The organism is Haemophilus sp. SZY H53 (genome assembly GCF_054332375.1).
Genome location: NZ_JBTGNV010000003.1, coordinates 187,153 through 199,477 on the forward strand (window position 1 = coordinate 187,153; position 12,325 = coordinate 199,477).

Below are 12,325 nucleotides of genomic sequence, written 5' to 3' on the forward strand. Positions count from 1 at the left end.
AGGATAGGAAAATGGCATATACCATTGAAGAAGAACAAGAACTGAATCAGTTAAAAGAGTGGTGGAAAGACAATGGCAAAGCCATTATTGCTGCTTTCATCCTTGGCGTAGGCGGGATGTTGGGCTGGCGTTATTGGCAGTCTTATCAAGCTAATCAAATCATGCAAGCGTCTGCTGAATATGATGCCTTAGTTTATACCACAAACAAAGATGCCGCAGCACAACAAGCTAAAGTGGCTGAATTTGTGAAAGCGCATGATAAAACTAGCTATGCGGTATTTAGCTTATTAGATGAAGCAAAAGGTTTCGTTGCAAAACAAGATTACGCCTCTGCTGAAAATAGCTTGAAACAAGCGATTGCTCAATCACAAGATGATATCTTAACTTCTCTTGCGGCGCTTCGTTTGTCTGCTGTGCAATTCCAACAAGGTCAATTTGATGCCGCATTAGCAAGTCTAAATCAAGTGAAAAGCCAAGGCTTTAGTGCGCGTAAAGATCTTTTAGCGGGCGATATTCAAGTCGCAAAAGGCGATGTGAATGGTGCTAAAGCAAGCTTTGAGAATGCACAGAAAAACGGTAACCCGTTAGAAAAACAAATGGCGCAGATGAAATTAAATAATCTGTAATATTTTAATTAGCCCGAATTGTTCGGGCTTTTTTATTGGATTTTTGATCTGATGATTCAGAAACCGATTGTACCGCCACCCGTCATTTTTATTGGCTGTGCACTTATGATGGCATATTTGCCTAATCCTTATCCATTCGAAATCAATGTGTTAGCAGTTTATTTGATTGTATCGATTTCTTCTGTCATCGCTTTTTTCAGCCTTTGGCAATTCTATAAAAGTAAAGCAAATATTAATCCAATTCACTTAGAAAAAAGTGATGTGTTTGTGGCAAATGGTATTTATCGTTTTAGCCGTAACCCAATGTATTTAAGCTTAGCGGGTTTGTTAGTGGCATGGGCAGTTTATTTGCAAAGTGCGGTCAGTTTTCTCGGTATTTTTCTGTTTATTTATCTCATCACACAATGGCAAATTAAGCCTGAAGAATACTGGTTAGAAAAGAAGTTTGGAGAGTCTTATTTAGAGTACAAGAAAAAAGTCAGACGTTGGATTTAATCGATAAAAAAATCGCCTAAAAAAGGCGATTTTTTACATTTTGAGAAGCGATTATTTAGCTGAACATCCGCAGTTTGCTAATTTTTTAGCTAAACGCTCTGCCACGAAATCCCAGTTCACTACGTTCCAGAATTCTTTGATGTAGTCTGGACGACGGTTTTGGAATTTCAAGTAGTAAGCGTGTTCCCAAACGTCTAAACCTAAAAGTGGGAAACCTTCACAACCTGCGATTTCTTTGCCCATTAATGGAGAATCTTGGTTTGCGGTAGAAACAACAGATAATTTACCTTGGTTAATTACTAACCATGCCCAACCAGAACCGAAACGAGTCGCTGCAGCTTTTTCAAATTCAGCTTTGAAGTTTTCTACAGAACCAAAATCACGTTCGATAGCTGCTTTTAAATCACCTTGTTGTAAAGTAGTGCCTTTTTTCAATGATTTCCAGAATAAGCTGTGGTTTGCGTGACCGCCTGCATTGTTACGTAATGCAGTACGTTTTTCAGCTGGGATTTTATCTAATTGGCTGATTAATTGGCCTGCACACATTTCAGAAAATTCTGCTGGTAAAGTTTCTAACACTGCATTTGCATTATTTACATATGCTTGGTGGTGTTTAGAGTGGTGAATTTCCATTGTTTGTGCATCAAAATGTGGTTCTAACGCATCATAAGCGTAGCCTAATTCAGGTAGAGTATAAGACATAATATGTTCCTTTTTTAAATGAAGTTAAGGTAATGTTTTTGATAGAACAACATCAAAAAGTAACTAAATAGTAGCAGAAAATTTGATTTAGATCAGTAAATCTTTTAATTATTTGATTATCTGATGAAAAAGCTAGGAAAATTTAGTTTGTTTTAAATCAATAAATACACCGATCTACGCCTAAATAGTTATGCCTTTTAGTCCTTAAAATCTCGTCAAAATTTCCCCTTGTGGTAGAATACCCGCTGATTTTTCACAAGATTTTATTTTTAAGGCTGAGACTATGTTTCCTGCTCATCAACTTCAATTAGAACAATTGGCGTGCCAACGTGGCGATCGCGTCTTGTTCACAGATCTTTCACTGCAATTTCAAAGTGGTGATTTCGTGCAAATTGAAGGGCACAATGGTATCGGTAAAACAAGTTTATTGCGGATTTTAGCCGGCCTTGCACAACCTGTAGAAGGTAAAGTGCGGTGGAATTCAGACGAGATTACAAAGCAACGCGAAGAATACCATCATCAGCTACTTTATCTCGGTCATCATTCTGGTGTGAAACCTGAATTAACGGCATGGGAAAATTTAAAATTTTATCAGCAGATTAGTCAAAGCCAGCAAGGCACCGATATTTTATGGGATGTGTTGGAAACAGTGGGCTTACTCGGTCGCGAAGATTTGCCGGCAGCCCAACTTTCAGCGGGTCAGCAAAAGCGCATTGCCTTGGCGAGACTATGGATATCGGAAGCACCACTTTGGATTTTGGATGAACCTTTTACAGCAATAGATAAAAAAGGGGTTGAAGTTTTGACCGCACTTTTTGAAAATCATGCTAAAAAGGGTGGAATGGTGATTTTAACGAGTCATCAAGAAGTACCAAGTAGCCTATTGAAGAAAATCAATCTTGCTGATTATAAATATAACCCTTAGATTTTTATGATATTTTTACAGATTATAAAGCGAGAGCTGAAGATTGCGACCCGTAAGCAAGCGGAAATTTTAAATCCGCTTTGGTTCTTTTTGATCGTCATCACGCTATTTCCATTAGTTATTGGGCCGGATCCTAAGTTACTTTCTCGCATCGCACCTGGCGTTGCTTGGGTGGCGGCATTGCTTTCTGCGTTGCTGTCTTTTGAACGCTTATTCCGAGATGACTTTATTGATGGCTCTTTAGAACAATTGATGCTTACGGCTCAACCTTTAGCGCTAACGGCACTTGCAAAAGTCGTTGCACACTGGTTGTTAACGGGTTTGCCGTTGATTCTACTTTCTCCTATTGCCGCTTTATTGCTCTCATTAGAAGTGAATATTTGGTGGGCATTGGTGCTTACACTCTTAGTGGGCACGCCGATTTTAAGCTGCATTGGCGCAATTGGCGTGGCATTGACGGTAGGATTGCGTAAAGGTGGCGTATTACTGAGTTTACTTGTGGTACCATTATTCATTCCGGTTTTAATTTTTGCTTCAGCAATTTTAGATGCCGCCGCGTTAAATCTCCCTTATGGTGGACAGCTTGCTATTTTAGGTGCAATTTTAGCTGGCGCGATAACCTTATCGCCTTTTGCGATTGCCGCTGCACTACGAATTAGTTTAGATAATTAATCATCATGACGGTGAAAGTGCGGTCAGATTTTTAACTGTTTTTTATTTTTTGAATTAAGGATCTTTTATGTGGAAGTGGTTACATCCTTACGCAAAACATGAAACCCAATATCATTTATGTGGCAAATTAAGTCCATTTTTTGGTGTGATTGCGGTTTTATTATTGGCTGTTGGAATCGTTTGGGGTTTAGCTTATGCGCCGGCAGATTATCAGCAAGGCAATAGTTTCCGAATTATGTATGTCCATGTGCCGGCAGCGATTTGGTCAATGGGTGTGTATGGTTCTATGGCGGTGGCTGCCATTATTGCGTTAGTTTGGCAAATTAAAGCCGCTCATCTTTCAATGATAGCCATGGCACCGATCGGTGCAATGTTTACCTTTATTGCCTTGGTAACAGGTGCAATTTGGGGCAAACCAATGTGGGGAACTTGGTGGGTATGGGATGCGCGTTTAACTGCGGAACTCATTCTTTTCTTCTTATATATCGGTGTGTTAGCGCTTTATTCTGCATTTTCTGATCGTGCCGTGGGCGCAAAATCAGCGGGTATCTTGTGTATTGTTGGTGTGGTGAATTTACCAATCATTCACTTCTCCGTAGAGTGGTGGAATACCTTACATCAAGGGGCAAGTATCACGAAGTTTGAAAAACCGTCGATTGCAACACCGATGTTAATTCCACTGATTTTATGTATTTTTGGATTTTTATTTTTATCCATTTGGTTTACGCTTGTGCGTTACCGCGTTGAATTGCTAAAAGAAGACAGCAAACGCCCATGGGTAAAAGAGTTAGCAAGTAAGCTGAAATAGTTTTTTATTTTTATTTTAGGGAGCGGAAAATGTTTTTCCAAAGTTGGAGTGATTTTATCAATATGGGAGGCTACGGTTTTTATGTGTGGCTTTCCTATGGCATTAGCCTCGTGGCAATGATCATTTTGGCAATACAAAGCGTCAAGGGTCGTAAAGCAGTATTAAAAGAAGTGTTACGCGAGCAACAACGTGAAGCCCGTTTAAACCAAGCAAATAAAGGAAATACGCTATGAATCCAAGACGTAAATCAAGACTTTCGATCATCATCTTTGTGATTTTAGGTATTTCGATTGCGACAGGTTTGGTGCTTTATGCGCTTCGCCAAAATATTGATTTATTTTATACCCCTTCGGAAGTTGTAGAAGGGAAAGACGGAAATCCTGATCAAAAACCTGAAGTAGGGCAACGTATTCGTGTTGGTGGTATGGTGGTTGAAGGCTCTGTTAGTCGAGATCCGAAAAGTCTCAAAGTTCGTTTTGATGTGAATGATATTGGTCCATCAATTACAGTTGAATACGAAGGTATTCTGCCGGATCTTTTCCGTGAGGGGCAGGGTATTGTTGCGCAAGGTGTGTTAAAAGAACCAACCTTATTAGAAGCAACAGAAGTGCTTGCTAAACATGATGAAAATTATGTGCCGCCAGAATTAGGTGAGAAAATGAAGAAAATGCATAAACCAATGGGGGCAGAACTAAAAGGCGAGAGTGAAGCCGATCGTCGTTATAAAGAAACCCAGCAAAAATCGCAAGAAGGTCGCTAATGATTGCTGAATTAGGAAATTATGCGCTTGCTTTAAGCCTTGCCGTTTCATTCTTTTTAGCCATTCTCCCATTATGGGGAGCTGAAAAAGGTCATCCTCAACTTATGTCATTGGCTCGTCCAATGACTTATGGTTTATTTTTTACTTTAACCATTGCGTTTGCAGCATTGTTTTATCTCTTTGCTGTAAATGATTTCAGTGTGCAATATGTGGTAAATAACTCTAACAGCAGCTTGCCGATTTATTATCGTTTATCTGCAGTTTGGGGCTCACATGAGGGGTCATTATTACTTTGGATTTGGTTATTAACACTTTGGGGTGCAGCAGTAGCCTTATTTAGCAAACACTTGCCACAGGAAGCAGTAGCTCGTGTATTAGGTATTATGGGGATTATTAGCATCGGCTTTTTACTCTTCGTATTATTTACCTCAAATCCGTTTACCCGTACATTCCCTGACTTCCCAGTAGATGGCAGAGAACTCAATCCAATGTTGCAAGATGTGGGCTTAATTTTCCACCCACCATTACTTTATATGGGATATGTTGGTTTTTCTGTTGCTTTTGCCTTTGCGATCGCATCATTAATGACGGGTAAATTAGACTCAGCTTGGGCTAGATGGTCACGTCCTTGGACGATCGCTGCTTGGGTGTTTTTAACACTCGGGATCGTGCTCGGTTCTTGGTGGGCATATTATGAGCTCGGCTGGGGTGGCTGGTGGTTCTGGGATCCAGTAGAAAACTCTTCTTTAATGCCTTGGCTTGCGGGAACCGCATTAATCCACTCTTTAGCGGTGGCTGAAAAACGTGGCTCTTTTAAAGCTTGGACTGTGCTTTTAGCGATTTTGGCGTTCTCCCTTTGCTTACTGGGTACATTCTTAGTTCGTTCCGGTATCTTAGTGTCAGTACATGCCTTTGCTTCAGATCCAACACGTGGTTTGTATATTCTTGCTTATTTGGTTGTAGTGATAGGTGGCTCGTTAACCTTGTATGCTTATAAAGGCAACCAAATTCGTTCGCGTGATAATGCAGAGCGCTATTCTCGTGAAACGTTATTATTATTAAATAACATCCTATTAATGACCGCACTTTGTGTGGTGTTCTTAGGAACGTTATTGCCGTTAGTTCATAAACAATTAGGTTTGGGATCTATTTCGATCGGTGCGCCATTCTTTGATCAAATGTTCTTGATTATTATGACTCCGTTTGCCTTATTACTGGGTATTGGACCGTTAGTAAAATGGCGTCGCGATCAGTTCTCTGAAATTCGTACACCGGTTGTTGTGAGTGCCATTGTGATGGCGATTGCAGGTTTTGCTTTACCGTATTTCCTACAAAATAAACTCACCGTCAGTGCTGTGCTTGGTACCATGATGTCCGTCATTATTGTGTTACTGAGTCTCTATGAAATGAAACAACGTGCAACACACCGCGAATCTTTCTTTAAAGGTATTACTAAACTTTCTCGTTCCCATTGGGGGATGATTTTAGCTCACCTTGGTGTAGCGATGACGGTTTGGGGAATTGCATTTAGCCAAAACTTTAGTGTAGAACGCGATGTGCGAATGGCTGTTGGCGATACGGTGCAGATCGCTGACTATGACTTCACATTTACCGGTGTGAGCGATGCAAATGGTCCTAATTATATGGGCGGCAAAGCACAAATTGATATTTCAAAAGACGGTAAACCAGAAGCAACATTATTTGCTGAAAAACGTTTTTATACCGTCAGTAAAATGCCAATGACTGAAGCGGCAATTGATTGGGGCTTTACCCGCGATCTTTATGTTGCCTTGGGTGAAAAAATAGAAGATAACTCATGGGCACTTCGCCTTTACTATAAACCGTTTATCCGTTGGATTTGGATTGGTGGCTTGTTTATGGCGCTAGGTGGTTTGCTTTGTATGTTTGACCGCCGTTATCGTTTTAGTCGTTTGGTAAAACAGTCTTAATTGTGATGCGGGACTAAATTAAGCCCCTAGAAATAGATGTAAATTGATCGTGTTATGAATAAAAAACTACTTATCCCACTTATTGTTTTTCTTGCCGTGGCGGCAGCTTTTTTAGTTCAGTTAGGACGCAATGCGCAAGGTGATGATCCAAAAGCGTTAGAGTCTGCTCTTGTGGGGAAACCTGTGCCACAGAAAACATTAACGGATTTATTGGAAAATAAAACCTACGGTAATGAAATTTTCCAACAAGGTAAACCGATTCTCTTGAATGTGTGGGCGACTTGGTGTCCAACTTGTTATGCAGAGCATCAATATTTGAATCAATTGGCTAAACAAGGCGTAACAATCATTGGTATCAACTATAAAGATGAATCACCAAAAGCTGTAAAATGGCTAAAAGATTTAGGCAATCCTTATAGTCTTGTGCTTAAAGATGAAAAAGGTTCTTTTGCATTAGATTTGGGTGTTTACGGCGCCCCGGAAACATTTATCGTTGATGGTAAAGGCGTTATTCATTATCGCTTAGCGGGTGATGTGAATGAACGCGTTTGGAATGAGACCTTAAAACCGATTTATGACAAACTCGCGGAGAAACCATAATGAAAAAATCATGGCTTTTTTTAACCGCACTTTTTGTGAGTATCTCAGCGACAGCCTCTATTGATGCATTGAATTTTGCCTCACCGGAGCAAGAAAAGGACTATCATCAATTAACACAAGAATTGCGTTGTCCACAATGTCAAAATAACAATATTGCCGATTCTAATGCAACCATTGCCGTGGATATGCGTGGCAAAGTGTTTGAATTGTTGCAAGAGGGCAAAAATCGAAATGAAGTAGTGGATTATATGATTCAACGCTATGGCAATTTCGTGACTTATGATCCGCCAATGACAATGGCCACAATGGTGTTATGGATTGCTCCAATTTTATTAGTGTTTGTTGGCATTTTATTTGTATTTAAACGTAAATCGAAAAGCTCAAGTGCGGTTAATTCTGATGTTGTTTTAGATGATGAAGAGAATGCACGCTTGTCGGCTTTACTCAAAGAAAAGGATAAATAATGAATTTTGCATTAAGTATTATTGCGCTCACTTTAGTGGTGGCATTGATTTGTTTTTATCCATTGTTGCGTTCGGTTAAAGCGAAAGAAGATAAAAAACGTGATGAATTAAATAAGGCGTTATATTTTTCTCGTTTGAAAGAGATTGAGCAAGATAATCAACAGGGTTTAGTTGAAAATGTTGAACAACTCAAGCAAGAGCTACAAAAAACATTGTTGGAAGATATTCCTCAACAAGAAACACAAGCTATCGATAAAAATGCCTCAAATTACGGTAAGTTGTGGTTTGTGTCTGGCTTATTAGGTTTGGCCATTATTGCTGGCGGAGCTTATTTCCCTTTGGGATCTTGGAAGGCCGAAGATATGATGGAAAAGACATTGGCAAAATTACCTTATTTCTTTGAACGGATCAAAGAAGAAGACACAAACCCAATGACAGATGCAGAAATGCAGCAATTTTCGACTGCACTTCGTTTGGATTTACAAAAAACACCAAAGGATGCTAAAAAATGGTGGTTGTTAGGTCAGGTAGGGATGAATTTAGGTAATGGAAAATTAGCCTTTGATAGTTATCAACAAGCGAATAAGCTTGAACCAGATAATTTAACGTATAAGCTTTCCTATGCGCGTATGCTAATGTCTTCTGAGGATCAAACAGATAAACTCAAAGGTAACCAGCTTTTACGTGATGTTATTCGTCAAGATCATTCGAATCCTGAAGCCTTAAGTTTACTTGCTTTCAGTTATTTTGAAGGGGAAGATTATAAAATGGCGGCAGTAACCTGGGCGATGATGTTACGTTTATTGGAGCCAGATGATCCTCGTGTGCCAATGCTTGAGAAAAGTATTCGTGCAGCACGTGATGCACTCGCTTTACAGGAAGAAGAAAAAGCGAAGAGTGTCACACCGGAGAAATAATGAAGCCCCAATTATTAGGTTTTCACCATATTGCAATCATTGCTTCGAACTATGCACGTTCGAAGCATTTTTATATGGAGATTTTAGGCGCTAAACAGCTAAATGAAACTTATCGGACAGAACGGGATAGCTATAAATTAGATTTAAGTTTTCCCGATGGGAGTCAAATAGAGTTGTTTTCTTTTCCAAATCCGCCATCAAGAGTAAGCACTCCAGAGGCTTGCGGTTTGCGACATTTAGCATTTAAAGTAGAGAATATTGATGAGTATGTTGCTTATCTTTTGGAAAATAGCATTGATTGTGAACCAATTCGAGTTGATGAATTAACGGGAATGAAGTACACTTTCTGCCGAGACCCAGATTATTTACCCATCGAATTATACGAAAATAATTATTAACGTAGAAAATCAAATTATTATGAGTCATATTAAGAAAAAAATTGGGATTTACTCTTTTTGTGTTTTAGCATCATCAGTTGCTTTAGCCGAAGGTAGTAGTGTTGTATATGCAACAAAAGCGAAGACACCTGAAAATCATGTTTCAGTCAATGTTTCTGAAAGTAATATTTCTGAAACAGTGAAATATATTGATGGAAAAGGCCAAAGAAGTTTAGATCCTAAGTCTGAAAAAGACATAGAAGAGCTTGCGAATAGTGTTGAGTTTGAGGTGTACAAATTTAACGAAGTTGCCGCTTCAAAAACAACGTTTCTTTCACCTGCGGGGATCTGTAGTGGGTTTAAAAGTGATGATGGCGTAGATGTAACAAATTCTAGCAATTATTACATAAAACCTAATGATGCTAGCGAGTATTATGGTAGTGTTTTAGGTGCCACAATTTATAAAAAAGGTGAAACGAAACATTCACAGTATATCCCTGTTTATGCAATCAAAAATGCCAATGTAGCAAAATATATTGAGCAAAATGAAGATCCGAACGTCAGAAAAAAAGCGAATGAGCGGATTAAAGAAGGCAGAGAAACGCTTAATAAAGTAGTTTGTGATAAAAGGTAACGTTATGAAAAAATTAATTTCTATTGCAGCATTATCTGTTTTAACAGCTTGTACTGCACCTCAGCAAGCCTCAACCATTGGTAATGGTGCAGCGATGTATGATATGAATTCCGTACAAGATTACAATGCTCGAGTAACAAGTGGTAATACTGTCACTGCTCGAGAAAAAGCGAAAGTTGCACAAAGAGATAGCGTTCCAAATGAAATGAATGCGAGTGATCATCGTTCTAAACATAGAGGTTATTCTCGCGTTCCTGTAGCAATAATGCCGAGTGTCGGTGTTGGTTATTGCCATCACTGCTGGTAATTAAATGACTAAAAAATTAACCGCACTTGAAAAAGAGCGGTTATTTTTTTATCTGTTTATAAGCCTAAAATAGATTTCACAAAAGGAATGGTCAGATTTCGTTTAGCTTGCAATGAGGCTTTATCGAGTTGAACTAACGCCTCTTTTAATGTCGCCATATCTCGGTCTAGACGAGTAAATATAAAATTGGCAGTATCATCTGAAAGCATAATGCCGCGCTGATGGGCATTTTGTTTCAATACAGCGAGTTTTTGTTCATCGCTGAGTGGAATCAATTGATAACTTTCTCCCCATTTTAAGCGAGAAGCCAGATCTGGTAATTTAACGGGGAGAGCAGCTGGAGATTGCTCTGCACTGACAACCAATAAGGTTTTGTCATTGGCTTTAATATGATTAAAGAGATCAAATAAGGCTATTTCCCATTCTGAATTTCCAATAACCGCTTGCAAATCATCCAGACAAACCAATTCTTGCTGTTCTAAATGTTCAAAAACAGCCGTGGAGAAATATTGTGATTTGCTCAATGGAACATAAATAGCACTTCGTTGTTGCTGAATATATTCATTGCAGAGTGCGCGTAGAAGATGAGTTTTTCCAACGCTTTGGTTTCCCCAAAGGTAGAAGAATTGTTGCTGTAAATCAGTCATATTTTGACGCAAAGAATTGAGCAATAATGCATTATTATCACTATAAAAATTCTCAAGCGTTTCATCATCAATTTGATGAATAGGTAAAGAAAGTTGCTGATTCACGGATTAACGAGTGATTTAAAATAAAAAAGAAAGGGCTAAATTTTCATTTAACCCTTTTGTTTGGGAAGTTTTATTCTACTTCATTTTTTGCTTTTGGCAAAATCAAGTTCAGTACAATCGCGACGATAGCGCAAAGGCTGATACCTTTTAGGGAAACAGCATCGCCGACGTTGACAAACATATTACCGATCCCGAAAGTCATCACCACAGAAATGATGCAAAGGTTGCGAGGTTCAGTTACATCCACTTTACCTTTAATTAAGGTACTCATCCCGACAACGGCAATCGAACCGAATACTAACATCATAATGCCACCCATTACGATGGTTGGGATAGTAGAAAGGAATGCGCCTACTTTTCCACAGAAGGAAATTGCAATCGCCCATACCGCAGCCCAAGTCATAATATTTGGATTGAAGTTGCGGGTTAGCATTACAGCACCCGTTACTTCAGCATAAGTAGTATTTGGTGGACCGCCTACTAATGAAGCCGCAGCTGTTGCGATACCATCGCCTAATAAGGTGCGGTGTAAGCCTGGTTTTTTAAGGAAATCTTTACCAGTTACAGAACTGATTGCCATAATACCACCCACATGTTCAACGGCTGGTGCGATAGCAATCGGTAGCATATAAAGAATGGCTTCTAAATTAAATTCTGGTTTGGTTAACTGAGGTAATTCAAACCATTTTGCATCTAAAACAGGTTGGAAGTTAATTAATCCTAGGAATAAACAAACCACATAGCCGGCAACAATACCAAACATAATTGGAATCAGTTTCATCATGCCTTTTGCAAATACCGCAACAGAGAGAGTTGTGACCAAGGTAATCATAGAAACCAACACCGAATGTTCATAGCTATATGTACTGTTTTTGCCCAATGCCATATCAACAGCAACGGGGGCAAGTCCCATACCAATAATGATAATTACTGGGCCTACAACAACAGGTGGGAAGATACGCTCAAGTGCAGCACTACCGCGCAATTTCACTAAGGTTGATAGTGCAAAATAGACTAAGCCCGCACAAGCAAGCCCACCCATTGTTGCGGGAATTCCCCAAGTTTGTACACCATATTGAATTGGTGCAATGAAGGCAAAAGAAGACGCTAGAAAGATGGGCACTTGTTTGCCAGTACAAAGTTGGAATAGTAATGTACCAATACCAGCGGTGAGTAATGCGGTATTTGCATTTAGGCCTGTGATTAAAGGTACTAATACCAATGCACCAAAGGCAACAAATAACATTTGTAAGCCGACAAACGCTTGTTTGCCAATATTTTGCACCTCAACAGGTGCTGTAGCTTGATGACTCATTTAGTTTCAACTCACTGTTTGA

Annotated in this window: 17 protein-coding genes; 14 read left to right on the top strand and 3 right to left on the bottom strand. The window is 39.3% G+C overall.

What is annotated here, in order from left to right:
* The first annotated feature begins 11 nt into the window (after window positions 1-11).
* Complete coding sequence (locus tag ACXVWB_RS04465; protein ID WP_005698380.1) at window positions 12-626, top strand: YfgM family protein; 615 nt, start codon at window positions 12-14, stop codon at window positions 624-626.
* Between the two features lie 51 nt (window positions 627-677).
* Complete coding sequence (locus ACXVWB_RS04470) at window positions 678-1,121, top strand: methyltransferase family protein (RefSeq protein ID WP_289901404.1); 444 nt, start codon at window positions 678-680, stop codon at window positions 1,119-1,121.
* 51 nt (window positions 1,122-1,172) lie between these two features.
* Here the strand turns inward: ACXVWB_RS04470 and sodA are convergent, their stop codons facing one another.
* Window positions 1,173-1,823, bottom strand: coding sequence for a superoxide dismutase [Mn] (gene sodA / locus ACXVWB_RS04475; RefSeq protein WP_289901403.1), 651 nt, complete (start codon window positions 1,821-1,823; stop codon window positions 1,173-1,175).
* Window positions 1,824-2,106: 283 nt separating this feature from the next.
* On the opposite strand from sodA, the gene ccmA reads away from it, so the two are divergent.
* The 12 genes from ccmA to ACXVWB_RS04535 all read left to right on the top strand — a co-directional run bounded on the left by ccmA (window position 2,107) and on the right by ACXVWB_RS04535 (window position 10,236).
* Window positions 2,107-2,748 (top strand): cytochrome c biogenesis heme-transporting ATPase CcmA, encoded by a 642-nt coding sequence (gene ccmA / locus ACXVWB_RS04480; RefSeq protein ID WP_065242994.1) that lies wholly within the window; start codon window positions 2,107-2,109, stop codon window positions 2,746-2,748.
* Between the two features lie 6 nt (window positions 2,749-2,754).
* Window positions 2,755-3,420: a heme exporter protein CcmB gene (gene ccmB / locus ACXVWB_RS04485; protein ID WP_049364995.1), complete on the top strand. Its 666-nt coding sequence runs from the start codon at window positions 2,755-2,757 to the stop codon at window positions 3,418-3,420.
* 67 nt (window positions 3,421-3,487) lie between these two features.
* Window positions 3,488-4,228 (top strand): heme ABC transporter permease, encoded by a 741-nt coding sequence (locus ACXVWB_RS04490; protein ID WP_005695597.1) that lies wholly within the window; start codon window positions 3,488-3,490, stop codon window positions 4,226-4,228.
* A gap of 29 nt (window positions 4,229-4,257) precedes the next feature.
* Window positions 4,258-4,461: a heme exporter protein CcmD gene (gene ccmD, locus ACXVWB_RS04495; protein WP_005699972.1), complete on the top strand. Its 204-nt coding sequence runs from the start codon at window positions 4,258-4,260 to the stop codon at window positions 4,459-4,461.
* Window positions 4,458-4,988 (top strand): cytochrome c maturation protein CcmE, encoded by a 531-nt coding sequence (gene ccmE / locus ACXVWB_RS04500; protein WP_049385008.1) that lies wholly within the window; start codon window positions 4,458-4,460, stop codon window positions 4,986-4,988. The genes ccmD and ccmE overlap by 4 nt, the downstream gene beginning before the upstream one ends.
* Window positions 4,988-6,937 carry a heme lyase CcmF/NrfE family subunit gene (locus ACXVWB_RS04505; RefSeq protein WP_458485218.1) on the top strand — a complete coding sequence of 650 codons (1,950 nt, stop codon included), beginning with the start codon at window positions 4,988-4,990 and terminating at the stop codon, window positions 6,935-6,937. Before ccmE ends, ACXVWB_RS04505 begins: the two co-directional genes overlap by 1 nt.
* A gap of 54 nt (window positions 6,938-6,991) precedes the next feature.
* Entirely contained in the window at window positions 6,992-7,537 is a 546-nt protein-coding gene (locus ACXVWB_RS04510; RefSeq protein ID WP_289901401.1) for a DsbE family thiol:disulfide interchange protein, read from the top strand.
* A complete protein-coding gene (locus tag ACXVWB_RS04515; RefSeq protein ID WP_054419647.1) occupies window positions 7,537-8,001 on the top strand; it encodes a cytochrome c-type biogenesis protein in 465 nt (154 codons plus the stop codon). Before ACXVWB_RS04510 ends, ACXVWB_RS04515 begins: the two co-directional genes overlap by 1 nt.
* Window positions 8,001-8,918 (top strand): c-type cytochrome biogenesis protein CcmI, encoded by a 918-nt coding sequence (gene ccmI / locus ACXVWB_RS04520; RefSeq protein ID WP_289901400.1) that lies wholly within the window; start codon window positions 8,001-8,003, stop codon window positions 8,916-8,918. Before ACXVWB_RS04515 ends, ccmI begins: the two co-directional genes overlap by 1 nt.
* Window positions 8,918-9,316, top strand: coding sequence for an SMU1112c/YaeR family gloxylase I-like metalloprotein (gene gloA2, locus ACXVWB_RS04525; protein ID WP_289901399.1), 399 nt, complete (start codon window positions 8,918-8,920; stop codon window positions 9,314-9,316). The genes ccmI and gloA2 overlap by 1 nt, the downstream gene beginning before the upstream one ends.
* A 19-nt stretch (window positions 9,317-9,335) precedes the next feature.
* A complete protein-coding gene (locus tag ACXVWB_RS04530) occupies window positions 9,336-9,929 on the top strand; it encodes a hypothetical protein (RefSeq protein ID WP_289901398.1) in 594 nt (197 codons plus the stop codon).
* A gap of 4 nt (window positions 9,930-9,933) precedes the next feature.
* Window positions 9,934-10,236: a hypothetical protein gene (locus ACXVWB_RS04535; protein WP_289901397.1), complete on the top strand. Its 303-nt coding sequence runs from the start codon at window positions 9,934-9,936 to the stop codon at window positions 10,234-10,236.
* 56 nt (window positions 10,237-10,292) lie between these two features.
* On the opposite strand, the gene hda is transcribed toward ACXVWB_RS04535, so the two are convergent.
* Both hda and ACXVWB_RS04545 read right to left on the bottom strand, forming a co-directional pair.
* A complete protein-coding gene (hda, locus tag ACXVWB_RS04540; protein ID WP_289901396.1) occupies window positions 10,293-10,988 on the bottom strand; it encodes a DnaA regulatory inactivator Hda in 696 nt (231 codons plus the stop codon).
* Window positions 10,989-11,058: 70 nt separating this feature from the next.
* Window positions 11,059-12,303: a nucleobase:cation symporter-2 family protein gene (locus tag ACXVWB_RS04545; protein WP_289901395.1), complete on the bottom strand. Its 1,245-nt coding sequence runs from the start codon at window positions 12,301-12,303 to the stop codon at window positions 11,059-11,061.
* Between the last annotated feature and the right edge of the window lie 22 nt (window positions 12,304-12,325).